The organism is Pseudomonas borbori, assembly GCF_900115555.1.
Taxonomy (GTDB): domain Bacteria; phylum Pseudomonadota; class Gammaproteobacteria; order Pseudomonadales; family Pseudomonadaceae; genus Aquipseudomonas; species Aquipseudomonas borbori.
In genome coordinates this window covers 145,268-166,842 of record NZ_FOWX01000003.1, presented here as the reverse complement: position 1 = coordinate 166,842, position 21,575 = coordinate 145,268, and the positions used below count along the sequence as shown (strand labels likewise).

The following is a 21,575-nucleotide window of genomic DNA, read 5'->3' as shown; positions in this document are numbered from 1 at the left end:
ATAATGCCCAGGCATTTTGCCGTTGTAGCTCAGTTGGTAGAGCACGTCATTCGTAATGATGGGGTCGGGGGTTCGATTCCTCTCAACGGCACCACCGCATTCAAGGCCTGCAGCGATGCAGGCCTTTTTCGTCTTGGGCCGGGCGGGCGAGCGGCGATGATGGCAGCGCCGTCAGTCGTGTTTACCCCATAGCTGTTCCAGGCGCTTGTCGCGGCCGCAGCCATTGCGGTAGTAGGCGTAGCGCAGCGGGTTGTTCTGGTAATAGTCCTGGTGATAGTCCTCGGCTGGATAAAAAGTGGTGGCGGGCAGGATCTCCGTGACGATCGACTGGTTGAAGCGTCCCGAGGCTTGCAGGGCCGCTTTCGAGGCTTCGGCCTGGGCCTGTTCCTCGGCTGTGCTGTAGAAGATCGCACTGCGGTATTGCGGGCCGTGGTCGCAGAACTGGGCGTTCGGCGTCAGGGGGTCGATGGTCGGCCAGTAAGCCTCCAGCAACTTGGCGTAGCTGGTCTGGCTCGGATCGAAACGCACCTGCACCGCCTCGATATGACCGCTGTTGCCCGCCGAGACTTGTTCATAGCTGGGGTTTTCCAGGTGCCCGCCGATGTAGCCGGAGGTGGTGGACAGTACGCCGGGCAGCTTGTCGAAATCCGCTTCGGTGCACCAGAAGCAACCGCCGGCGAAGATCGCCACGCCGCTGTCCCGTTCGGCATCCGTGTTCGCTGCATCGGCAGTGGCCGATGCGGTGTCGGCCGAAGTGGGCCCGCAGGCGCCGAGCAGTATGCTCAGCAGCAGGGCGGCAGCGCTGAGCGAGCCGCGCGTGAGCCAGAATCGGGCTTTAGCGGTCATGTTCAACTCCTGAGTGCGGGCAAGGTTTCGCCCTGGGGGATGAAGCGCAACGCGACGCCGTTGTTGCACCAGCGTTCGCCGCGAGGTGGCGGGCCGTCGTCGAACAGGTGGCCCTGGTGCCCCTGGCAACGGGCGCAGTGGTATTCGGTACGCGGGAAGATCAGCTTGAAGTCGCGCTTGAAGGCGGTATGGCCGGCTATCGCCTGGGTAAAACTGGGCCAGCCGGTGCCGCTTTCGTATTTGTCCTGGCTGTCGAACAGCGGCAGGTAGCAGGCGGCGCAGATGTAGGTGCCTGCGCGTTTCTCCTGGTTGAGCGGGCTGCTGCCCGGCCGCTCGGTGTCCTCTTCGAATAGCACCGCATAGGCTTCTGGCGACAGCAGTTCGCGCCACTCGCTGTGCGCTTTGTCCAGCGGCACGACGGTCGCGGCCTGGCTGAGCGGTGCCTGGCTGGCGAGTAGGGGCAGGGTGGGCAGCAAGGCCATGCCCTGGAGGAGCGTTCGACGTTTCATGGCGGTTCTCTGCAGGCTGATGTGCTCAATAGACTGGCTGATGGCGGACTTGTTACAGCCGTTGGCCGACCTTTTGCGCACGGTTGGCGGCGTCACCGCGCTACGCATCTACAACCTGGAATCGGCGCAACGGATCGCTTGGCGGGTTACGCGGCGCGTCACGCTGGCGGCGCCTGAGCGATCGGCGCGTAACCCGCCAGCCCACGGTATTCCGATATTTCAGGGTTGTCGCGACACTATTGTGCGGGCAGTTGCTCCGGGTTGTGCAGTGCGCCATCGATGATGGTGCGGTTGCGTCCGGCGCTTTTGGCCTGATACAGGCATTGGTCGGCGCGCTCCAGCCAGGATTCCCAATGTTCGTTGTTGCGCAGGATGGCGCCGCCGATCGAGACGGTCACCGGGCCGCCCGGGCCTGGCAGGCTCTGGGCGATCTGCTGGTGCAGATGGCTCGAGGCGGCCAGCAGGCCGCGCTCGTCGGTGTTGGGTAGCAGCAGGAGGAACTCTTCGCCGCCGAAGCGAAACAGGCGATCCTCCTGGCGTGAGCAGCACTTGATCAGATCGACGAAGGCCACCAGCACCTGATCGCCAGCCGGGTGGCCGAACTTGTCGTTGATCTGCTTGAAGTGGTCCAGATCCATTACCAGTACGCCATAGCTGTTGCCGTGCCGGCGATGGGTGGAGACGGCGATCTTCAGTTCCTCATTCATCGCCCGGCGATTGCGCGCGCCGGTCAGTGGGTCCTGGGTCGCCAGGATCTGCAACTGGTCGCGCTGGCTGCGGGTGCGGTAGGCGAAGATGAAGGCCATGGCGCTGGCCAGCAGGCCGGTGACCAGGAACGACAGCATCTGATAGCTGCTCTCGAATACCGTGCCCGGTACCAACAGCGCATAGCCGACCAGGGTTGACAGCACCAGCATGGTGGCCACCACGGCTTTCCCCGGGGAGACCATGAAGAAGTTGAACAGGATCAGCGGGTAGATCCAGAACAGCCCGTTGACCCCCAGGTTGATGGCGATCAGCGTCGCGCCCAGCGAGAAAATGATCGCCAGATAGATGCCGGGCTTGACCGTGTCGCCGGTACGCCAGGCGTAGAGCACGGCGCATACGGTAGAGAATACGATGGTGGTGTCGGCGGCGCTGACCAGGTAATTGCCTTCCGCCAGCCGATACACGGCATAGGGCGAGACGCCCATGATGCCGAACAGGCTCATCAGGGTAATGATGGACAGCTGGAAGTCGTTGCGCAGCCGCTTGAGCAGTCGCTGGGTCAGTCTGGCCATGAACGGCTCTTGTCGTTGTTATGGGGGAAGGATGCAGAGCTTTGCCTGAACCGGCAAGGGCAGAAGTTGAACAAAGTGCCAGCATTTGCGCCAAGCTGGCGAATAGTGCGGCATCCGTCTGCCGTTGCTGTGGCCAGTGTGCCTGCTACCGGCACAGGGCAATCAGGTTTCTCTTGCGCCGATAGCGTGACAGCCGCTCGGCGAGTGCCGTGGGTAGGCTGCTACAGGGCAGAAAACCCAGGTTTGCATAGAAGTTTTGCAGTTCGGGATCACAGAACAACCAGACCGGTTCGCTGGCCTGCGTCAGGGCCTGCTCGATCAATTGGCGCGCCAGCCTTTGGCGGCGTTGGGTCGGCGCGACGAACAGGCCGCTAAGCCAATGCCCGCCTGTGATGGGGCGCAGACATAGCGCGGCGACAATCTCTGTGCGTTGCGCGACCCATACCTGCGCCCGGCGGTCGACGCGCATGGGGCAGCGATGCGTTCGGTAGAACTCATCCGCCAGCGGCAACAACGGGGCAGGAAGGGCGCTGCAGTGCAGATCGGGCATGCGGGGCAAGGCGGTTATCGAAGCGTGGCGGATTCGGCGCTTGTCTGCCCGCCAGCATGGCGCAGCAGGCGCTCGGCGGTTATTTCCGGCAGATCCTGGCGGTGCATGTACAGCCGCAGCGGCTCGCCGATATTCAGGCGCTCGTCGATGTGCAGGTCGAGGAGTAATTGCAGGCGCTCGCGCTTGAGGGTCATCAGTTGGTCGGGTCCGGCGCACCAGACGAACTCGCAGCTCGGGGTGATGCTGTCCTGCGGCACATCCAGGCCGAACGAATCCTTGCTGAAGCGCAGGATATGTTGGGCGGTCCTGGCATTGAAACCGACGAAACCCTGCAGTTGGTCGGCGGCCTCGCAGATGCTGGCGGACGTGATACTCATGTGAACCTCGCGCGTCACGATTGTTTGGACCCGTGTGGGTTGGTCGCTACAGGCTAAGGCGTTGTGCGCAGCGAGCATTGCCTTCGGTCAATAGGCCGGCGGATTAGGCTCGCATCCGCGTTGGCGAGGCGTGTGTTGGCTTTTGCGGCCGTCGAGCGGGCAGGTGGGGCATGAGTATCAGGTCGGTCGCTCTGTGTTACTTGTTCGCGGGTGACGAAAAGACCTTGATCTGGCCGAAAGGTGCGCTGTGCATGCCGACTTTTACTGCCATCAATGGCGAGTTGTTGAGCCAGATGTCGTCGATCACGATGGTTTTGCCGATGTCTTCATTGTCCGCCGCCACCAGCAGGTAATAAGTACCGTCTTCCGGTGCCTCGCCATCCCAGCCCAGGCTGACCTGGCCGACCACGGCGGTGGCGCGCGAGGGTTGGCTGGCGATCACCGCGCCGTAGGCGTCGAGCAGCAGTGCTCGCGGTTTCAGGGCGAACTTGTTGAAACCCAGGCAGGCGTTGTGGCAGAGCGAGTTGACGTTGAGCGCATAGCGTTCGCCCTTTTTCAGCTCCAGGGAGAACACCCGGTAATTGGAGATCGAGCTGCCGAAGTCCAGGCGCGGCTGGTCCGCGCCAATCTGCCAGGTCGGCAGCAGCAGTCCGGGATTCACCGGCAGGGGGATCGCCTGGACATTATGGATGGCTTCGAGATTGCTCTTGGCGATCGGGCCCTGCGCCGAGCGCACGGCGTGTTCATAGGTCGACTGCGGGTTACTGGCGCAGGCGCCGAGCAACAGACAGGTGGCCAGGGTGATTGGTAGGCGCAAGATAATAACTCCTCGGTGACAGCGTCCTTGTGTACCCATAACGCGCTCCCGGCGCGACGGGCGCGCATTCTACTCGCTTCGACCAATCCCGGGTGTGATCGATGCCTGGTGTTCGTCCGATGGCGCGCATTATAGGCCAGCCCGGTCGAAGTCGCGTGCTTGGCATGCCCTTGTCGGTCGCCTGGTTGAATCACCCTCTTCGTGCGCAATCTCTCAGTATTTCAGCTGATTTTCAGGACGTTGATTATGGTCAATCAATGATTCGTTAGGTATGCAACTATTTCCCTGGAGTTACCAATACTTCTGCCAGTAAGGATGAGGAGAGGATATGAAAGGGTTCAATTGCAAACTTGCCACCCTGCTCAGTGCAGTGGCTTCTTGCGCCTGGGCGCTAACCTCGACAGCGGCAATCGCCGCGGCCGAGGCGGAGCTGCCGGTGATCGTTCAGGAGCTGGTCGCGCCCCCGGCGCTGCCGGCGCCTATTACGCGCAAGAGCCCGGCACGAGTAGTGGTCAATCTGACCGTGGAAGAGGTCGAGAGGGAAATAGCACCCGGTACGCGCTACATGTTCTGGACCTTTGGCGGCACTGTGCCGGGCAAGATGATTCGTGTACGTGAAGGCGATACCGTCGAGTTGCATCTGCAGAATCTGGCCAGCAACAAACTGCCGCACAATATCGATTTGCATGCCGTCAGCGGTCCGGGTGGCGGCGCCGAGCAGACCCTGATCGCTCCGGGCAACGAGGCGGTCTTCACCTTCAAGGCATTGGCTTCCGGGCTGTATGTCTATCACTGCGCCACGGCACCGGTGGGCATGCATGTAGCCAATGGCATGTACGGCATGATCCTGGTCGAGCCCAAAGAGGGCATGTCCAAGGTTGACCGTGAGTATTACGTGATGCAGGGCGATTTCTATACCACGGGCGCTTACCGTGCCGAAGGCCTGCAGAACTTCGACATGCAGAAAGCAGTCGATGAAAAACCTACCTATGTCTTGCTTAACGGTGCCGATGGCGCCTTGACCGGCAAGAACTCGCTGACCGCCAATGTCGGTGAAAAAGTGCGGATGTACTTCGGCGTCGGTGGCCCCAACCTGACTTCCAGTTTCCATGTGATAGGCGCGATCTTCGACCGCGTGCAGGGCGATGGTGGCAGCCATTATCAGGAGAATGTGCAAACCACCCTGGTGCCGCCAGGTGGCTCGACCATCGTCGAGTTCGTGCCCAAGGTGCCGGGCAATCTCACCCTCGTCGATCACTCGTTGACCCGCGCCTTCAATAAGGGGGCCGTCGGTTTGCTGACGGTCAGCGGTGCCAAGCAGCCGGAAATCTTCGGCGAAGGCGTGAAGCAGCCCCTGCCTGCGGTGGCCGGTCAGGTAGCCGCGGCCAAGGCGCCGCTGCCGAAGATACCCAATGGCGATGTCGCTATGGCGCGTGGTAAGGCGGTTTACGAGCGGGTCTGTGCGGCCTGTCACTTGCCTGGTGGCGAAGGGGTGGCCGGGGTGTTTCCGCCGCTGGCCAACTCGGATTTCTTCCAGGAGCGGCCGTATGAGATGGCCTATATCGTCCTGCACGGGCGTAGCGGCAAGCTGGTGGTCAACGGCGAGCACTACAACGGCGTGATGCCGCCGCAGGATCTGAACGATAAAGACGTGGCAGCGGTGATCAATTACATCAACGTGGCCATGAACCAGGGCAAGCCGGTACTGACCGCGGAGCAGGTCAGTGAAATGCGCCAGGTCAAGAAGTAATGAAACCTGCGGCGTCATTCGCCTGCCGCACCATGCTGCTCTGGCTCTTCTGGGGCCTGCTGGGCGGCGCCTGGGCCGCGGATTACCGGTTGCTGGAGGGGGGTGAGTTCCGCAGTGTGTTGCCGGCCGACGGTGAAAGCTCGCCGGCCAGCATCCGGCCTTTCTGGCTGCGCAGCACGCCGGTGAGCAATGCCGAGTACCTCGGCTTTCTCCAGGCCCATCCACAGTGGCAGCGAGGCGTGGTGCCGGGGGTGCTGGCTGGCACGGACTATCTGGCGTTGTGGGCCGGGCCGCTGGCGTTCGCGCCGCTGCAGGCCGACGCGCCGGTGACCCAGGTCAGCTGGCATGCCGCGCAGGCCTTCTGCGCCAGCGAGCAGGCGCGGTTGCCGACCTGGTACGAATGGGAGTTCGCCGCCGCGGCCGACGAACGGCGTGCCGATGCGCGCGGGGATCCGATTTGGCTGGCGCGAATTCTCGCCTGGTATTCGCGTCCGGCCAGCCAGCCGCCCCAGGCCATAGGCCTGCAGCCGGCCAATTACTACGGCATCCATGATCTGCACGAGCTGACGTGGGAGTGGGTGGAGGACTTCAATGGCCTGTTCGTCAGCACCGACAGCCGGACTCAGGGCGAGCAGAAACAGTTGGCGTTCTGCGGTGGCGCGGCGCTGTCGCTGGGCGACAAGAACAACTATGCGGTACTGATCCGCCTGGCCCTGCTGGCGGCCATGGAGGCCAATCAGGGCGGCAACTATCTGGGCTTTCGCTGCGCGCGCGACCCAACCCCGCATTTATCAGGAGACACCCGATGAACAGAGTCAAATGTCTGAGTCGGGCGCTGCACGGCGCCTTGTTGTCCACGGTCTTGCTGCTGGCCCCCGGGGTGTTGCCGGTGGCGCAGGCGGCGCCTGTGCATGCCGCGCGCGCCAGCTTGCCCGCCGACTCGCTGTATGGGTTGGCGATGCCTCTCACCGATGCTCAGGGCGAGCGTTTCGATTGGCGTGAAATGGCTGGCAAGCCGTTGCTGGTCACCATGTTCTACGGTGATTGCGCATCGGCCTGCCCGGTGCTGATGCAGAGCCTGCAGCGCACTATCGCCGCACTCCAGCCCGAAGAGGGTGCGCTCAAGGTGCTGATGGTCAGCCTGAACCCGCAGCATGACACCCCGGCCTCGCTGGCGCATCTGGGGCACATGCACCAGCTCGACCAGCGCTTCTTCCGCCTGGCGGTGGCGGCCGACGAGGGGCAAACCCGAGCCATGGCGGCGGCGTTGCAGATCAAGTACCGGGCGCTGGACAATGGCGAAATCAGCCACAACACCAGGGTCAGCTTGTTGAATGCCGATGGTCAGGTCATTGCCAGCAGCACCTTGCTCAAGCCCGTCGCGGACCAGGACTTGCTCGTGGCGGTTCGTCAGGCTCTGCAGTGAGAGGCTGCAAGTAAAGTCTGGCCTACTGCGATCGCCTGCTGACGCCACGTTGCTGACGTGGCGTGCCTTGCCGTAAACGCCGCTACGGCGCCCGATTTTTTCACGACCGCTGATGCTTGCCGGTTCGCCTCGCCGCTTCCCTGGTTGCATGCCATGCGCCACGGCTGTCTATGCTTAGCGCATCGAAGGCGGCTCGAGCATGCGGGGCTACTGAAGTCCGTTGCCTTGTTCGCGGGTGGGGGTGAGCCGGCCTGTTGTCGTCCACGCTCGTGGCAGAGTCATCCGCTTGGCGGTGTAGCAGTGCGTCCAGGCCCGTAGCCGGATCAGTCCTCAATGACAGTGCGTCGTCCGCTCAAGGTTCTTTTCTATTGCAATGTGCTGATTGTCTGCCTGCTGCTGGGCTACAAGGCCTATCTGAATGTTGTGCTGTCCGACTTCGAGGCCGAGCACAGCAGTCAGATCGAGACCCTCCAGGCACGGCTGGAGAATCGGCATAGCTTCAGCTTCGCGGTGGTGGGCAATATCAATAACTCCGTCGGCATCTTCGAACGGCGCATCATTCCCATGCTCAATGCCTCCGGCGTCGACTTCATCATCTCGGCCGGCAATGCGGTCAGTGGGGGCGGAGAGGACAAGTACCGGGCATTGCACGGCACTCTGAGCCATTTGCAGATGCCCTATCTGCTGACCTTCGGCGCCCATGAATACGAAGAGTTCGGCAGCTATCGCTTCTACGAGCACTTCGGCCCGCACTTCTTCAGTTTCCGGGCCGGCCAAGGCCGCTTCATCTTTCTCGACAGTACCGGTAAAACGCCCTGGCGCTGGCAGATTCTCTGGCTCAAGGATCTGCTGCGTCAGGGCGATGCGCGGCATACCTTCGTCTTTACCGGCAAGCCGTTGCTGCACGGCGAAGCACCGGCCCGTTTTACCGATGAAGAGGATTACCTGCAGCCCGCCGGGTTCCGCGATGCGCTGCTGGGGCTGCTCGAGCAATACCCGGTCGATGCGGTATTCGCCGCCAATCTGCCGTTGTTTTCCGAGCAGCGGCGCGGCCCTACCCGTTTTATCACCAGCGGCGGGGCGGGCGGCCTGCTCCTGAATGATCCGGCCAGCTTCCACCATTATGTGCAGGTGGCGGTGTCCGCGCAGGGTATCGACATCCAGTTGCAACGCCTCGAGGTGGGGCAGCACCCGGTCTTCAAGCAGCTCGAGAGCCTGTGGTTCTTCATCTATTCGCTGTTCTACGTCGGCTACCTGAACTTCATTCTGCTGGTCTGCGGCCTGACCGTCGCCGCCATCAAGCTGTATACGCTGGCCTTCGCCGAACGCGACTATTACCCGAACTTCGATCTGGATCCCTCGCCCTGGCTGGACAAGCCGCTGCGGGTCGCGATGTTCACCAACAACTACCTGCCTTTCATCGGTGGCGTTCCCATCTCGATCGAGCGGCTGTGGCGGGGCCTGGTAGCCATGGGCAACGCTGTGCTGCTCATCGCGCCGCGTTATCGGGAGCAGCCGCGGGTGGAGGAGCATGTGCTCAGGGTGCCGTCGATCCTGGCCCTGGGCGAGAAGCGCGAGTTCCGCCTGGCCAATATTTTTCTACGGCGTATCGGTCAGGCTGTCAGGGACTTTCGCCCCGACCTGATTCATCTGCACCACCCATTCTGGCTCGGTTCGCTGGGCCTGTTGCTGGCGCATCGGCTGCGCGTGCCGGCGATTTTCAGCTACCACACCCGGCTGGAGCACTACGCTCACTTCGTGCCGCTGCCCGGCACGCTCTTCCGCAATCTGATCTCCCATGCGCTGATCAAGCGCTTCGCCAACAAATGCGATGCGGTGATCGTGCCCACTTACTCCGCCGAAGAATATTTGCGCCTGATCGGCGTGAAGAAACCCGTCTTCGTGCAGCCCACGGGCATCGACTACCGGCGCTTCCAGGAGGTGACAGCGGAGCAGGTCGCCCGCCTCAGGGCGGCGCTGGGCATTGGCGACGAGCAAGTGCTGATCAGTGTGTCGCGGCTGTCCAATGAGAAGAACATCGATTTTTTGATCGACGCGATCGCCAGCCTGCGCGGGCAGACCACGCGGCCCTTCCTCGTCCTGATGATCGGGGACGGCCATCAGCGCGAGCGGCTGCTCAGGCGTATCGACGAGCTGAATCTCGCCGGCCATTTCAGGCTGCTCGGCGCCGTGCCGCCAGAGGACATGGCGATTTACTACCGGCTGGGCCAGCTGTTTCTGTTCGCCTCCAAATCGGAGACCCAGGGCATGGTCATTCTGGAAGCCATGGCGGCCGGCTTGCCCGTGGTGGCGGTGCGCTCGAGTGGTATCGATGATGTGGTCAGACAGGCTTACAACGGTTTCAAGACGCCGGAGAACATTGGCCAGTGGTGCGCGCGGGTGAGCCAGTTGCTCGAGGATGAGCGGCTGCGCGAAGAAATGTCCGGCCACGCCCTGCTGGTGGCGGCGGAGCACTCCATCGAGAAATTCGCCGAGGGCGTCAAGGAGATCTACGGCACGGTCCTGGCCGCCTCGCGTGCCCAGCAGGGCGGTCGCTGGGGTTGATGGCGTGTTCTCTACAGCCGGCCTTCGCGGCGCAGGCGGCGCAGCACCCAGTGCCGGTAGCACCAGGAGAGCATGGGTTTGAGGCCGGGCAGGCCGAGCAGCCAGGCCAGCGTACGCAGGGCCGGGGTGCGCGACATCAGCAGGATGTAGGCGTCCAGCTCGCGGTGAATGCGGCCTTGGGCGTCTTCGACATGCAGTTCGGTCAGCGCCAGGTACGGGTCGATGCCGGCCGCGCGCAACTGCTCCTCCTTGCCGCTGATGTCCACCCACTCCACGCTGTCGTCGCTGTGCGTGCGCAGCCGTTCATAACGGCGCCGGTCGGCCACGCAGCGTGGGCAGGCGCCGTCGTAATAGACCTTGAGTCTGGCCATGGGGCTGGTCTGGTTGCGGAGGGTTACTAGCAGTTTAGAACAGTAGCGCGAGCCCCTCGGGTGAGGGGCGCTACAAGCGCTCTCAGACCAGTTCGGCCCAGAGGTCGTATTCGTCGGCGTCGACGATGCGTACCCGTACCTTGTCGCCGGGTTTGACCGCGGTGCTGGCGATAAACACGCTGCCGTCGATTTCCGGGGCGTCGGCGTAGCAGCGCGCCACGGCGCCCTGGTCGTCGACTTCGTCGATCAGCACTTCCAGTTCCTTGCCGACCTTCAGCTGCAGGCGCGCGGCGCTGATCGCCTGCTGATGGGCCATGAAGCGATCCCAGCGGTCCTGCTTGATCTCGTCCGGCACCGGGTCATCCAGCAGGTTGGCCGGCGCGCCGTCCACCGGCGAGTACTGGAAGCAGCCGACGCGGTCGAGCTGGGCTTCGCTCAGCCAGTCGAGCAGGTACTGGAAGTCTTCCTCGGTTTCGCCGGGGAAGCCGACGATGAAGGTCGAGCGGATGGTCAGTTCCGGGCAGATCTCGCGCCAGTTCTTGATCCGCGCCAGGGTCTTGTCTTCGAAGGCCGGGCGCTTCATGGCCTTGAGCACTTTCGGGCTGGCGTGCTGGAAGGGAATGTCCAGATACGGCAGCAGCTTGCCAGCGGCCATCAGCGGGATCAGCTCGTCGACGTGCGGGTAGGGGTAGACGTAGTGCAGGCGCACCCACACGCCCATGCTCGAGAGCGCTTCGCACAGCTCGGTCATGCGGGTCTTCACCGGCCGGCCGTTCCAGAAGTCGGTCTTGTACTTCAGGTCGACGCCATAGGCGCTGGTGTCCTGGCTGATAACCAGCAGCTCCTTGACCCCGGCCTTGACCAGGCGCTCGGCTTCGCTGAGCACTTCGCCGACCGGGCGGCTGACCAGCTTGCCACGCATCGAGGGGATGATGCAGAAGCTGCAGCTGTGGTTGCAGCCTTCGGAAATCTTCAGGTAGGCATAATGCCGCGGGGTCAGCTTGATGCCTTGCGGCGGCACCAGGTCGATCAGCGGGTTGTGCTCGGTAGAGGGCGGCACCACTTCGTGTACGGCGTTGAGCACCTGCTCGTACTGCTGCGGGCCGGTCACGGAGAGCACGCTGGGGTGCACATCGCGGATTGCGCCTTCTTCCACGCCCATACAGCCGGTGACGATGACCTTGCCGTTCTCGGCCAGAGCCTCGCCGATCACTTCGAGGGATTCGGCCTTGGCGCTGTCGATGAAACCGCAGGTGTTGACCACCACCACGTCGGCGTCCTGGTAGGTCGACACCACGTCGTAACCTTCCATGCGCAGCTGGGTGAGGATGCGTTCGGAATCGACCAGGGCCTTCGGGCACCCGAGTGAAACAAATCCGACTTTCGGCGTGGCGGGGGTGGACATGCGGCGAACCTCAGGCTTTGAAGGACGGGCGCTGAAGGCGCCTCTGATCAAAAAGTGCGCAATTCTAGCGGTGGATTGCCGGCTTGACCAGCACTTGAGAGGCTGTGAAAAGACTCTTGCCTCCTGCGAGCGCCTCCAGGCACCCTTCGCTCCGACCCATTACCTCGATCAATCCGCGACCCGTAGGCTGTGGCAGTGCACCGTGGTTCATCGGTGCGGCACACATCTGGCGGGCTGTCGCTACGCTCCGACCGGATCGCCGCCCGGCCCGCCCTGCCTCCGAGCGGACCGTGCTGCGTTCTGCTCCCAGCGCCCGCGGCGGTGTTTGTGTTATGTGAAGGCGGCGGGCATTTAGCGTTCTTTTTACCTGGTGCGCCCGGCCGCTCACCCGCTATGTCTGTTGGCGATCAAGCCCGGCGCGGCAAAATGCGCAGCAAGGTATTGTCGCGGCTTATGAAGTGGTGGAGCAGGCCGGCGACGGCGTGCAGGCCTATCAGCCAGTAGCCGGCGACCCCGGCCCATTCGTGCCATTCCTTTATAGTGCCGGCGAGCTTGGGGGTCTTGTCGACCAGCGCCGGCAGCTCGAGGCCGAAGAACGGTATTGGTTTGCCGGCCGCGCTGAGGATCAACCATCCGGCCAGTGGCGCGCCGATCATCAGGGCGTAGAGCGCCAGGTGCATCAAGCGCGCGGGCAAGTTCTGCCAGGCGGGCAGGGCGGGTTTGATCTTCGGTGTCGGGGCAGCGAAGCGAGCCAGCAGACGCAGCCAGACCAGCGCGAATACCGCCATGCCGAGCATGAAGTGCCATTGTTTGAGCAAATCGCGGGTTTCGCTGCCTTTGGGGAAGTTTCCCTTGAGTTCGATGCAGGCATACACGGCTGCGATCAGCGCCAGCATCAGCCAGTGCAAGGTGATCGATAGGCTGCCATAACGCGTGTCGGTATTTTTCCAGGACATGGTGATGCGGCTCCGCTGCTGTTTGGTTTGAACAGCGCAAGCATAGGCACGTGAAGCTTAAGCTTTGCTGAGCGGGAGCGATGTTCGAGCTTGGAAGTCCGAATGGCGGAAAACAAAAAGGCCACTCGATTGAGTGGCCTTTTTGAGTATCTGGTTGCGGGAGCAGGATTTGAACCTACGACCTTCGGGTTATGAGCCCGACGAGCTACCAGACTGCTCCATCCCGCGCCGGCAATTCTATCCGAATGTGTGTTCTTGTCAATCGATTTCTGTTTTTCAATCAATTGCGTTAATGATCGTGGCGGGCGCGCCAACGAAAAAGGCCACTCGATTGAGTGGCCTTTTCGGAAAACTGGTTGCGGGAGCAGGATTTGAACCTACGACCTTCGGGTTATGAGCCCGACGAGCTACCAGACTGCTCCATCCCGCGGCGCCAATTCTATCGCCAGAAAAGCGCCTGTCAACTCTTCTCTTGAGAAAAACTGTTGTTGGTTCAGGTGCTTAGCGATGTTCAGGGGCTTTGGTCAGGCGTCAGGCCAGGCTGGCCGGGGCTTGTGGGCGAGCCGGGTGTCTGGCGGGGCTGGCCTGCCATGTGGCGTTCTGCGCCGGCCGGTGTTCGCTGGCGTAGCCCGGCAACCCGCTGTTGGGCTAGAGTCGGCGGATATTCGGTTGGAGAATGATGATGGGACTCGAATGTAAAGCCTGCGGTGCGCCGCTACCGAGCCAGGCCACGAGCTGCCCGGCCTGTGGCGCCGAAGTGCCGAAGAAGACCAGGCTGCTGCCGCTGGCGGCCTTCATGCTGATCGTGATCCTGGTGATTCAGGCCTATATGGACAAGCCCGAGCCCGAGACAGTCGAGTCTGCCCCAGCGGCCGAGACGGCGGCGCAGTAGTTGACGACAGGGGAATATGAGCACCAGAAAGATCATCCACGTCGAGAGCGTTTTCGCCATCGGCGGGTATCCCGAGGTGGGGTTGGCTGATGCCCGTGCGCAGCGGGATAGTGCTCGGGCTTTGGTAAAGCAGGACCGGCACCCGCCCATGTTGGTTGCCGGTATCGCCAGGTTTAGGGCGGTTTTCGCACGAATACTATCGCCCTGGAGTTGCTGCAGTTGCTCTTTCTCCGGACGCTAGAGATTCGCCGGAGGCGCTGGGAACATGTCGGCTTGGATGCTGGGATCTGCGGGAGCTGAAGGGTGTTGCCGCCGACACATTATTGACCAGGGTGCCGAGGCCATGCTGACCCAGCCCCACAGTCTGAAAAGCGAAATGCAACAACGAGTTCGGCGTTCGAAACAGGGTCAATGAAATTCCGGCACATGGGTTAAAAGCGCATCGGTCGCAACACTTGGTTGGCAGATGGTCATTCGGCGCCAGCGAGACCGTGCTGATGCCGAATCAGCCAGAGGCAATAAGCCAGCAAGATCACCCCCGCGACAACCAAGGCTGCCGGGCCGCCGACCTGCGCGGCCAGCAGGCCGGCCAGCAAACCCAGGTAGGACAGGGCGTTCAGGGCGAAACAGGTCGCCTCGCCGGTCATCCCTAGCAGCAGGCCGGCCAGCGGCGGGCCGATAAAACGCGCGGCATTGATCAGCATGGCATTCAGCGCCAGCGCGTTGGCCAGATCCTCCCGCTGGTCGACGAAGCGGCCAACTCGTTCCTTATGGATGGGGTCAGGCGGCTGGTGCAACTGGTCGATAACTGGCCTGGGTAACAGGCCAGCCACAATCCTGCTGACGAGGTGGCCGGTTCGCCCATGCTGCGGTCGCTTCGGCAGCGGCTGAATCCCTGATCACGTCCACTGAGTCGCTGTCCGGCCGCACGGCCGCCTTTCTCATCAGACAAGGAGGACTGGTCATGCGCACAACGCTGAAATGTTTCCTGGCACTCGTTCTGTTGGCCCTGGCCGCCGGTTCCGCGGCCGTTTTCTCCACGCAGGACCGAGCCAGGCAAGCCTGCTGGCGATCGAGGCACTGAGCTATTTCGATACCGGCCCGCGCGCCGCGACTCTGCCGGACCCAAGCCTGCTGGAGGCAATGGGCGAAACCCAACGAAAGCTCAGGGATACGGCGGAGCGTTCGGCTGAACTTCAGATTCCGGCTCAATGACCTCGCGCTGCTCTGTGTCGCGCTTCTTGACCAGACCGCCGAAGAACACTCCGGTCTCGAACAACAACCACATCGGCACGGCCAGCAGGGTCTGCGAGAGCACGTCTGGCGGTGTCAGCAGCATGCCCACGGCGAAGCAGCCGACCACCACATAGGGCCGGCTCTTGCGCAGGCTGGCCACGTCGACGATGCCGACCCAGATCAGCAGGAAGGTCGCCACCGGGATCTCGAAGGCCACGCCGAAGGCGAAGAACAGGGTAAGGACGAAATCCAGGTACTCGCCGATGTCGGTCATCATCGCCACGCCCTCCGGGGTGACGCTGGCGAAGAAGCCGAACATGATCGGGAACACCACGAAATAGGCGAAGGCCATGCCGCCGTAGAACAGCAGGATGCTGGAGATCAGCAGCGGCACGGCGATGAGCTTCTCGTGCTGGTACAGGCCCGGTGCAATGAAGCCCCAGACTTGATGCAGGATGATCGGCATCGACAGAAACACAGCGACCATCATGGTCAGCTTGAACGGGGTGAGGAAGGGTGAGGCGACGCCGGTGGCGATCATGGTCGCCCCGATCGGCAGGTAGGCGCGCAGGGGCGCGGCGACCAGCGCGTAGATTTCCTGAGAGAAGTAGAACAGCCCGGCAAACAGCAGCAGCACGGCGCCCACGATGCGCAGCAGGCGCGTGCGCAGTTCGGTAAGGTGCGACACCAGGGGCATTTCCTGGGCGCTGTCCGGGAGTCGGTTCATGCTTGCGCGGTCTTGTCCTGGCTGGTCGTTTGCGCGGCAGTGGGCGTGGCTTCGGCGCTGTTGCCGGCGGCCGCGGTCGGCCTGGGCGTGAGGATGTCCTGCTTCATCGCCTTCATCTCGCGCTCCAGGTCGAGGATCTGCTCGTCATGCAGATGGCGGCGGATCTCGTCGGCGCCGATCTCGCGTCCGACCTCGGCCTTGATCGCACTGAAGCTGCGCTTGATCCGGCCGATCCACAGGCTGGCGGTGCGCACGGCACCGGGCAGGCGCTCGGGGCCTAGCACCAGCAGGGCAACGATGCCAACCAGCAGCAGTTCGGCAAAGCCGATATCGAACATGGCGCCGGGCCTTCAGTATTTGTTGCTCGGTTGTTCGACCTTGCGCGCCTGGGCGTCGATGGTCTGGCCCTTGTGCTCGTCCACCGCCGGCTTGTCGTCGTTGCCCATGGATTTCCTGAAGCCCTTGATCGCGTCGCCCAGGTCCGAGCCCAGGCCCTTGAGGCGCTTGGTGCCGAACAGCATGACCACGATCAACAGGATGATCAGGAGTTGCCAGATGCTGATGCCGCCTATGCCCATGATTCGTACTCCATAGTGAATGTTGGATTGTGCAGCTCAGCCAATGGCCTGGGTCACCAGGGCGAACTGCTGGACGCCGCCGGTGGCCTGGGGCGGCGTGCCACGGGCCATCTGCGCGACGCTGTCGACCTGCGGCAGACCGGCGGCGCTGAGCCATTCGCCGAGACCGCTGTCGGCCTGGATATCCAGGCGCACGAAGGCCCCCGGCAGCTCGGCGAGCAACTCGGCGATCAGCTGTCTGGCCTGCTTGGGGTTCTGCGCGACGATCGGGCTGATGGCGCGGCCGCGGCCGAAGGGGCGCAGCATGGCGAAGGCACAGGGTTGGCCGTCACGCTCGAGGATCACCGTGCGCTCGATCGCATCGTGCAGCTCGTCGAACACACGGGTTCTGTCCAGGCCGCTGCCGGCCTTGGCCAGCTCCAGCAGCCGGGGCCAGTCGTCGGCGGTGGCGTTTCGGCAGCTTTCCCCGGCCGCCAGGGCAGGGGGCGTTACGGCCTGGACCTGACCCTGATGCTGGTTGATCCGGCCGAACTCGATAAAGCCCTGGCTGGCATACAGCGGCACGCCGGCGAGGGTGGCGTTGAGCACCGCCGTCGCCGAGCCGCAGGCCTGCAGGGCCTGCTCCATCAGCCGGCGGCCGATGCCCTTGCCCTGATAGTCGTCGCTGACGATGACCAGGCCGATGGTGGCGTAGGCGCCTTGCGGGCAGGTGAAGGCGGTGCCGATCAGTTGGCCGGCATCCTCGACGACGAAACCTTCGGCGACGCGTTGCAGCATCGCCCAGTCCTCCAGACGGTGCGGCCACTTCAGCTTCACCGACAGGGCATGGGCGGCCGGGACGTCGGCGGCGGTCATAGGACGGTAGGTGTAGGGATGGTTCTGGGTGGACATGACAGGTCTCCATGAAGGGGCCGCACGGCGTCGAGGGTGCGGTCGATGGTGTCTGTATCCCACCTGCGCCAGGGCATGACAATAGGCGCGGAGCAATTCGGCAGATTCGCCAAGTGAAGGCTTGCGCGGGCCACAGTTACTGCTCGAGTGGGGGCGTGGGGCGGTAGCAAATACCGGGGGCAATTTCCTCGCCAGGGGCGCGAGCGGGGGGCTTATCGCCTTGCAAAAAAAAAGACGCCCGGTTGGGCGTCTGAAGGCAAAGGAGCGTGGAGAGTGCCTGCAAAAAATCGGCCGTCCTTGGCAGAGCAAAGCGATGACTGTGCTTACAGAAGGCTCAGCGGGTACTCGATGATCAGGCGGACCTCATCGGTACCCTTGTCGAACGAGCTGGCGCGGTAGGTCGCCTGACGCAGACGCAAGGACAGATTCTTGGCCGAGCCCGACTGGACCACATACTTGGCTTCCACGTCGCGCTCCCAACGCTTCTCGTCGTCGACTCCGGCGCGGAAATAGAGGCCGGTCGGATCGGCCTTGGTGAAATCGATCTGGTCGCCTTTGATGTAGCGGGTCATGAGGGTCAGGCCCGGCACACCGAAGTCGGACATGTTCAGGTCATAACGTACTTGGACAGACCGTTCGTTAGGACGGTTGAATTCGGCGTACTGCACCGAGTTGGCCAGCCAGATCGAGTCGACCCCGTAGAAGTCGAAGGTCTCGTCGCCATCGATCTTCTGGTAGGCCAGGCTGAGCTTGTGCGGGCCGAAGGCGTAGCCGGCACGCGCCGACCAGCTGGTGGTGTCGATCTCGCCGGCGCGGGCCTCGCCTTCGTCGCTGGTCTTGTAGGCCGCCAGGGTGAAGTCCAGCGCCTGCTTGTCGGCCAGCGGCAGCACGTAGGCCGCGCGGCCGAAGTACTGGCGCCAGACCTCTTCGGCCTCGCTGGCGTAGGCCATCAGGCTGAGGTTGTCGTTGACCTTGTAGGAGCCGCCGATGAAATCGATGCTGTCGGCCTCGACGCCGGCGTAGCTGGAGGTCAGCGCGTCATCCGAGTTGGTCGAGTTTCTACCGTTGTACGCGGTGAAGTGGCCGGCCTCGAGGAACAGCTTGTCGAACTCTCTGCTCGACAGCTGGAAGCCGGTGGCCACTTCCGGCAGCAAGCGGTTGTCACCCATGGCGAATACCGGGGCGGTCGGGCGCTGTTCGCCGTACTTCAGCTCGGTGGAGGAGACGCGCATCTTCACCGCGCCGCCGATCTCGCCGAAGGAGTCCGGCACTTCTGCGTCGGCAGTCTTGTTGTTGCTGATCGGCAGCAGACCTGCGCCGACCCGGCCGCGGCCAGTGTCCAGCTTGACCCCGCCATAGGCGAAGGCATCGGCGCCGAAGCCGACCGTGCCCTGGGTGAAACCGGAGGCGAAATTGAGCATGGCGCCATGCGCCCATTCCTCGCGATAACCGTTGCGTTCGCTGGCGGGCTTAGATCCATTGATGCCCTCGCCGTTACTGCCGCCATCATGGAAGTCGCGGTTCATGTAGAAGTTGCGGTTGAGCAGATTCAGGCTGCTGTCTTCGATAAAGCCGTTGGCTTCCTGCTGCTGGCCGGCTACGGCAAATTGCGAGGCGGCGGTGACCGCCAGGGCGAGAAGGCTGGGTTTCACGACGTTCATGGTCTACTCCATAGGTTTTATTATTCGCGTAGCCGTTCAGAAGAACCGCTGCAGAACTGGCGCGGCCGGGCAGGGCTCGCCCAAGGCGCGGCGTCTGTATCCCACTGGTGCCGGGGCCTGGCAAGAGGCTGAAGACAATTCGGTAGATTCCTCAAGTAGCGCTTCTGTAGGCCGTATTTTTTACCTGGACGGGGCTCGCTATCAGCAGTAACTGCTTGGCTGTTTTTTTGCCCGGAGGCGAAAGTCCTGAGCCGGAAAGGCATGGCGAAGGTTTGAAAAGCGCTAGGAAAGAATCGATATCAGGCCGATTTTTTTGTCGCCATCGGCCCAGCCGAGGTAGGCAGGGTTCGGATCTGGATTGGCTTTGCCGGCGTCGCTATCAGAGCGGGCTATGAGGGAAGGTCGCGCGCCGAAGCAGGTCGTAGCGGATCGCCATGCAGCGCTCGTCGGGGGCGTTGAAATCGCCGTATTGAACCGAGTGCGTCAGCCGGATGAGGGTGGCGGGCATGCCCGTTAACTGGGCCTTTCTGCTTGTCTGCGCGGAGGGTCGTCAGGAAAGCGGTTGTTCGCACGCTTCGCCCGTGAGGTGGGCCAGGCATGGCGACGACATCGGCGGGCGGTATCTGGGGCGGCAATGGTTGGGCGGTGTCCACTGCATCGGAACTCGCGCTTGATCGGTTCGCCTATGAAAGCCTGATAGGCGGTCGCTCGTTCGAGCTGTCGACTTTTCTGCGAGTGGTGTTGAGCTGAATAAGGAAAAAGACGGGAGCAAGGCTCCCACCCAAACAGCGAGGGAAGACTGTTAGAAGTCGGAAACCTTACCCCAAGCCCCTTTGTTCAGACGGGCGAGGGTGTATTGAGTGTGGTCCACAAACGGCGTCTTGCCCGTCGCCAGTTCGGCAATCAGGCGCCCGGCGCCGGGGCCGATGCCGAAACCGTGGCCCGAGAAGCCGGCGGCCAGAATGAAACCGGGCAGGTTTTGCGCTTGGTCGATCACCGGCACACCGTCCGGGGTGCTGTCGATATAGCCGGCCCAACCTGCCTGAACCGGCACGCTGCCCAGGGCGGGCAACAGGCGCCGGGCGCGGGCGAGGGTATCCCTGAGGATCGCCTCCGACGGGCGCGGATCGAGGATACGCACGCGCTCCATCGGTGTAGGCCGGTCGAGCGCCCATTTGCTGCGCGTCTCGTGGCCGTACTGCCAACCCTGCAGATCGCCGGGGGAGAGCATCTGCCAGCGCTTGGCGAACATCGGCAGGAAATACGAGGCGAAGCGCAGTTGCTGCGGCGTCGGATCCACGCAGGCCCGGCCGGAAATGGCCAGGGTATAGCCGCCGTCGCCGCGCCGGGTGACGGTCACCTCGCTGGTATGCAGGGCATCGGGAATCCCCTGGGCCCCCGGCATGACCGACAGGATGCTGGAGCGTATCGACGCCTGCGGAAAGCGAATGCCGAGCTGGGCACAGAAGGAGGAGGCCCAGGCACCGCCGGCCATCACCACCTGCCGGGTCTTGATTACGCCCTTTTCGGTAATCACTCCCGACACCCGGCCCGCCTCGGTCTCGATACCGCGGGCGGCGCAGAACTGATGCAGCGAGCCGCCATGTTTGAGCACGCCCTTGGCGATCAGCGGCGCGGCCCGCGCCGGATCGGCGATGCCGTCGGATGGCGAAAACACCCCGCCCAGCCAGGGCTTGCCGGTCGCCGCGCCGCGTTGCGTGGCTTCGGCGCCGCTCAGCATATGGGTGGTAACGCCCTGGGTGATCGCGAAGTCGCGCCATTTCGCCCAGCCGTCCAACTCGGCCTGGTTATCCGACAGGTAGAGCAAGCCGCAGCGGCGGAAACCGAGGTCCTCGTCGAGGTCGGCGGTGATCTCCTCCCAGAGCGCGAGACTCTTGGTGGACAACGGCAGCTCGCGTGCGTCGCGGTTCTGCTGGCGGCACCAACCCCAGTTGCGACTGGATTGCTCGGCGCCTATGCGGCCCTTCTCGAGGACAGCAACACTCATACCCTGACGGGCCATGTAATAGGCGGCGCATACGCCGATGATGCCGCCGCCGATGACGACGGCATCGGCGCTTTCTGGTAGCTCCGGTGTGGACGCAATGGTGATCAAGGGAGCCGGCATTCTGTTCTCCTGGGGTGAAGCCTTTGTTTGATGGCTTTGCAGCGAGCAATGCTGTTGGGGCGATTTGGAGCCGCGGAATAGGCTGCGGCAAGTATCGGCCTGTTCGCCGATACCGTTGCGTTGAATCCATATTAGGTAGCTCGGCCCGAAGTGGGTTGTCGTATTTGGCGTGCGCAATCGCAGAATCGGGCGTTTTCGAGGGCGAGCTCGGAAGTTTGTGCTGCGGGCGTCGCACCATTCAGCGTCCCTGGTAACTCAGGTTCTTATCCACCATGTCTGTGTGCCAAGGGGCGACGATATCCCGCGCAAGATCCAGCGCCTGGAGGCAACCCTGGGCGCCCTCTGCAACAGACCGGCAACGGCTTGGCATGCCTGGTATGCGCAGCGAACTACCTCATCGAGCGCCTGTTTGTCGATCGCTCGAGCGGCCGGCAGATCGTGCTGCGCTAAGCCGTCAATACGAACTTTTCTTCGAGTCGGGGGCGTGAAAACGAGACGGCCTCGTAGGTGATGCGTGGCGTAATGAAACACACGAATACGCGCCACGCAAAATCGGCTCTCAGAGGCGAAAGCATGCTTCCAGACCCTGGGCAAGAGCCTGTTCGTCGAG

The 21,575-nt window shown here is 62.9% G+C and carries 24 protein-coding genes and 3 tRNA genes; 8 read left to right on the top strand and 19 right to left on the bottom strand.

All coding sequences use genetic code 11. The annotated features are described in order from the left end of the window. Positions 1-18 precede the first annotated feature (18 nt). A tRNA-Thr gene (locus tag BM315_RS03380) sits at positions 19-94 on the top strand. A gap of 77 nt (positions 95-171) precedes the next feature. On the opposite strand, the gene msrA is transcribed toward BM315_RS03380, so the two are convergent. From msrA to BM315_RS03350, 6 genes are all read right to left on the bottom strand, one after another. Further along, entirely contained in the window at positions 172-846 is a 675-nt protein-coding gene (msrA, locus tag BM315_RS03375; protein ID WP_090497812.1) for a peptide-methionine (S)-S-oxide reductase MsrA, read from the bottom strand. A 2-nt stretch (positions 847-848) separates the two neighbouring features. Beyond that, complete coding sequence (msrB, locus tag BM315_RS03370; protein ID WP_090497810.1) at positions 849-1,355, bottom strand: peptide-methionine (R)-S-oxide reductase MsrB; 507 nt, start codon at positions 1,353-1,355, stop codon at positions 849-851. A gap of 236 nt (positions 1,356-1,591) precedes the next feature. Continuing rightward, a complete protein-coding gene (locus tag BM315_RS03365; RefSeq protein WP_090497808.1) occupies positions 1,592-2,635 on the bottom strand; it encodes a GGDEF domain-containing protein in 1,044 nt (347 codons plus the stop codon). 145 nt (positions 2,636-2,780) lie between these two features. Continuing rightward, the gene (locus BM315_RS03360) at positions 2,781-3,185 is read right to left on the bottom strand and encodes a GNAT family N-acetyltransferase (RefSeq protein ID WP_090497806.1); all 405 of its coding nucleotides are present in this window, start codon (positions 3,183-3,185) and stop codon (positions 2,781-2,783) included. 14 nt (positions 3,186-3,199) lie between these two features. Continuing rightward, complete coding sequence (locus BM315_RS03355; RefSeq protein WP_090497804.1) at positions 3,200-3,562, bottom strand: DUF2025 family protein; 363 nt, start codon at positions 3,560-3,562, stop codon at positions 3,200-3,202. 196 nt (positions 3,563-3,758) lie between these two features. Beyond that, on the bottom strand, positions 3,759-4,379 hold the full coding sequence (locus tag BM315_RS03350; RefSeq protein ID WP_090497802.1) for a hypothetical protein: 621 nt from the start codon (positions 4,377-4,379) through the stop codon (positions 3,759-3,761). A gap of 328 nt (positions 4,380-4,707) precedes the next feature. Here BM315_RS03350 and nirK point away from each other — a divergent pair, with 328 nt between their 5' ends. From nirK to BM315_RS03330, 4 genes are all read left to right on the top strand, one after another. Next, positions 4,708-6,129 (top strand): copper-containing nitrite reductase, encoded by a 1,422-nt coding sequence (gene nirK, locus BM315_RS03345; protein WP_090497800.1) that lies wholly within the window; start codon positions 4,708-4,710, stop codon positions 6,127-6,129. Continuing rightward, positions 6,129-6,938 (top strand): formylglycine-generating enzyme family protein, encoded by an 810-nt coding sequence (locus BM315_RS03340; protein ID WP_212632927.1) that lies wholly within the window; start codon positions 6,129-6,131, stop codon positions 6,936-6,938. The genes nirK and BM315_RS03340 overlap by 1 nt, the downstream gene beginning before the upstream one ends. Then, the gene (locus tag BM315_RS03335) at positions 6,935-7,555 is read left to right on the top strand and encodes an SCO family protein (RefSeq protein WP_090497797.1); all 621 of its coding nucleotides are present in this window, start codon (positions 6,935-6,937) and stop codon (positions 7,553-7,555) included. The genes BM315_RS03340 and BM315_RS03335 overlap by 4 nt, the downstream gene beginning before the upstream one ends. A 333-nt stretch (positions 7,556-7,888) precedes the next feature. Next, complete coding sequence (locus BM315_RS03330; protein ID WP_090497795.1) at positions 7,889-10,120, top strand: glycosyltransferase; 2,232 nt, start codon at positions 7,889-7,891, stop codon at positions 10,118-10,120. Between the two features lie 11 nt (positions 10,121-10,131). Here the strand turns inward: BM315_RS03330 and BM315_RS03325 are convergent, their stop codons facing one another. The 5 genes from BM315_RS03325 to BM315_RS03305 all read right to left on the bottom strand — a co-directional run bounded on the left by BM315_RS03325 (position 10,132) and on the right by BM315_RS03305 (position 13,282). Beyond that, the gene (locus BM315_RS03325) at positions 10,132-10,491 is read right to left on the bottom strand and encodes a thiol-disulfide oxidoreductase DCC family protein (protein WP_090497793.1); all 360 of its coding nucleotides are present in this window, start codon (positions 10,489-10,491) and stop codon (positions 10,132-10,134) included. 82 nt (positions 10,492-10,573) lie between these two features. Continuing rightward, a complete protein-coding gene (rimO, locus tag BM315_RS03320) occupies positions 10,574-11,896 on the bottom strand; it encodes a 30S ribosomal protein S12 methylthiotransferase RimO (RefSeq protein ID WP_090497791.1) in 1,323 nt (440 codons plus the stop codon). Positions 11,897-12,303: 407 nt separating this feature from the next. Beyond that, the gene (locus tag BM315_RS03315; protein WP_090497789.1) at positions 12,304-12,852 is read right to left on the bottom strand and encodes a cytochrome b; all 549 of its coding nucleotides are present in this window, start codon (positions 12,850-12,852) and stop codon (positions 12,304-12,306) included. 151 nt (positions 12,853-13,003) lie between these two features. Continuing rightward, positions 13,004-13,080 (bottom strand) — tRNA-Met (locus BM315_RS03310). 125 nt (positions 13,081-13,205) lie between these two features. After that, positions 13,206-13,282: transfer RNA gene (locus tag BM315_RS03305), tRNA-Met, on the bottom strand. 252 nt (positions 13,283-13,534) lie between these two features. Here BM315_RS03305 and BM315_RS03300 point away from each other — a divergent pair. After that, a complete protein-coding gene (locus BM315_RS03300; protein ID WP_090497787.1) occupies positions 13,535-13,744 on the top strand; it encodes a zinc ribbon domain-containing protein in 210 nt (69 codons plus the stop codon). 16 nt (positions 13,745-13,760) lie between these two features. Beyond that, positions 13,761-13,985 carry an Arm DNA-binding domain-containing protein gene (locus tag BM315_RS25375; RefSeq protein ID WP_425287762.1) on the top strand — a complete coding sequence of 75 codons (225 nt, stop codon included), beginning with the start codon at positions 13,761-13,763 and terminating at the stop codon, positions 13,983-13,985. 229 nt (positions 13,986-14,214) lie between these two features. Here BM315_RS25375 and BM315_RS25285 read toward each other — a convergent pair whose 3' ends face one another. The 7 genes from BM315_RS25285 to BM315_RS24920 all read right to left on the bottom strand — a co-directional run bounded on the left by BM315_RS25285 (position 14,215) and on the right by BM315_RS24920 (position 19,345). Continuing rightward, positions 14,215-14,577 carry an MFS transporter gene (locus BM315_RS25285; protein WP_342029869.1) on the bottom strand — a complete coding sequence of 121 codons (363 nt, stop codon included), beginning with the start codon at positions 14,575-14,577 and terminating at the stop codon, positions 14,215-14,217. Positions 14,578-14,909: 332 nt separating this feature from the next. Beyond that, positions 14,910-15,707 (bottom strand): twin-arginine translocase subunit TatC, encoded by a 798-nt coding sequence (tatC, locus tag BM315_RS03285; RefSeq protein ID WP_090497785.1) that lies wholly within the window; start codon positions 15,705-15,707, stop codon positions 14,910-14,912. After that, positions 15,704-16,045: a Sec-independent protein translocase protein TatB gene (tatB, locus tag BM315_RS03280; protein WP_090497783.1), complete on the bottom strand. Its 342-nt coding sequence runs from the start codon at positions 16,043-16,045 to the stop codon at positions 15,704-15,706. The genes tatC and tatB overlap by 4 nt, the downstream gene beginning before the upstream one ends. A gap of 12 nt (positions 16,046-16,057) precedes the next feature. Next, complete coding sequence (gene tatA / locus BM315_RS03275; protein ID WP_090497781.1) at positions 16,058-16,285, bottom strand: twin-arginine translocase TatA/TatE family subunit; 228 nt, start codon at positions 16,283-16,285, stop codon at positions 16,058-16,060. A gap of 36 nt (positions 16,286-16,321) precedes the next feature. Next, a complete protein-coding gene (locus BM315_RS03270) occupies positions 16,322-17,176 on the bottom strand; it encodes a GNAT family N-acetyltransferase (RefSeq protein ID WP_090497778.1) in 855 nt (284 codons plus the stop codon). Positions 17,177-17,499: 323 nt separating this feature from the next. Further along, positions 17,500-18,837, bottom strand: a complete 1,338-nt coding sequence (locus BM315_RS03265; RefSeq protein ID WP_090497776.1) for an OprD family porin — start codon at positions 18,835-18,837, stop codon at positions 17,500-17,502. A 379-nt stretch (positions 18,838-19,216) separates the two neighbouring features. Next, positions 19,217-19,345 (bottom strand): OprD family porin, encoded by a 129-nt coding sequence (locus tag BM315_RS24920; protein WP_244527241.1) that lies wholly within the window; start codon positions 19,343-19,345, stop codon positions 19,217-19,219. Positions 19,346-19,434: 89 nt separating this feature from the next. On the opposite strand from BM315_RS24920, the gene BM315_RS24620 reads away from it, so the two are divergent. Continuing rightward, positions 19,435-19,587, top strand: coding sequence for a hypothetical protein (locus BM315_RS24620; RefSeq protein ID WP_170862153.1), 153 nt, complete (start codon positions 19,435-19,437; stop codon positions 19,585-19,587). Positions 19,588-19,639: 52 nt separating this feature from the next. Here the strand turns inward: BM315_RS24620 and BM315_RS03260 are convergent, their stop codons facing one another. Then, positions 19,640-20,965, bottom strand: coding sequence for an NAD(P)/FAD-dependent oxidoreductase (locus BM315_RS03260; protein ID WP_090497774.1), 1,326 nt, complete (start codon positions 20,963-20,965; stop codon positions 19,640-19,642). Positions 20,966-21,575 lie beyond the last annotated feature (610 nt).

Coding starts and splice junctions, on each gene's coding strand:
- msrA (WP_090497812.1), bottom strand. CDS start 846: ATGACCGCTAAAGCCCGATTCTGGCTCACGCGCGGCTCGCTCAGCGCT.
- msrB (WP_090497810.1), bottom strand. CDS start 1,355: ATGAAACGTCGAACGCTCCTCCAGGGCATGGCCTTGCTGCCCACCCTG.
- BM315_RS03365 (WP_090497808.1), bottom strand. CDS start 2,635: ATGGCCAGACTGACCCAGCGACTGCTCAAGCGGCTGCGCAACGACTTC.
- BM315_RS03360 (WP_090497806.1), bottom strand. CDS start 3,185: ATGCCCGATCTGCACTGCAGCGCCCTTCCTGCCCCGTTGTTGCCGCTG.
- BM315_RS03355 (WP_090497804.1), bottom strand. CDS start 3,562: ATGAGTATCACGTCCGCCAGCATCTGCGAGGCCGCCGACCAACTGCAG.
- nirK (WP_090497800.1), top strand. CDS start 4,708: ATGAAAGGGTTCAATTGCAAACTTGCCACCCTGCTCAGTGCAGTGGCT.
- BM315_RS03340 (WP_212632927.1), top strand. CDS start 6,129: ATGAAACCTGCGGCGTCATTCGCCTGCCGCACCATGCTGCTCTGGCTC.
- BM315_RS03335 (WP_090497797.1), top strand. CDS start 6,935: ATGAACAGAGTCAAATGTCTGAGTCGGGCGCTGCACGGCGCCTTGTTG.
- BM315_RS03330 (WP_090497795.1), top strand. CDS start 7,889: ATGACAGTGCGTCGTCCGCTCAAGGTTCTTTTCTATTGCAATGTGCTG.
- BM315_RS03325 (WP_090497793.1), bottom strand. CDS start 10,491: ATGGCCAGACTCAAGGTCTATTACGACGGCGCCTGCCCACGCTGCGTG.
- rimO (WP_090497791.1), bottom strand. CDS start 11,896: ATGTCCACCCCCGCCACGCCGAAAGTCGGATTTGTTTCACTCGGGTGC.
- BM315_RS03315 (WP_090497789.1), bottom strand. CDS start 12,852: ATGTCCTGGAAAAATACCGACACGCGTTATGGCAGCCTATCGATCACC.
- BM315_RS03300 (WP_090497787.1), top strand. CDS start 13,535: ATGGGACTCGAATGTAAAGCCTGCGGTGCGCCGCTACCGAGCCAGGCC.
- BM315_RS25375 (WP_425287762.1), top strand. CDS start 13,761: ATGAGCACCAGAAAGATCATCCACGTCGAGAGCGTTTTCGCCATCGGC.
- tatC (WP_090497785.1), bottom strand. CDS start 15,707: ATGAACCGACTCCCGGACAGCGCCCAGGAAATGCCCCTGGTGTCGCAC.
- tatB (WP_090497783.1), bottom strand. CDS start 16,045: ATGTTCGATATCGGCTTTGCCGAACTGCTGCTGGTTGGCATCGTTGCC.
- tatA (WP_090497781.1), bottom strand. CDS start 16,285: ATGGGCATAGGCGGCATCAGCATCTGGCAACTCCTGATCATCCTGTTG.
- BM315_RS03270 (WP_090497778.1), bottom strand. CDS start 17,176: ATGTCCACCCAGAACCATCCCTACACCTACCGTCCTATGACCGCCGCC.
- BM315_RS03265 (WP_090497776.1), bottom strand. CDS start 18,837: ATGAACGTCGTGAAACCCAGCCTTCTCGCCCTGGCGGTCACCGCCGCC.
- BM315_RS24920 (WP_244527241.1), bottom strand. CDS start 19,345: ATGCCCGCCACCCTCATCCGGCTGACGCACTCGGTTCAATACGGCGAT.
- BM315_RS24620 (WP_170862153.1), top strand. CDS start 19,435: ATGGCGACGACATCGGCGGGCGGTATCTGGGGCGGCAATGGTTGGGCG.
- BM315_RS03260 (WP_090497774.1), bottom strand. CDS start 20,965: ATGCCGGCTCCCTTGATCACCATTGCGTCCACACCGGAGCTACCAGAA.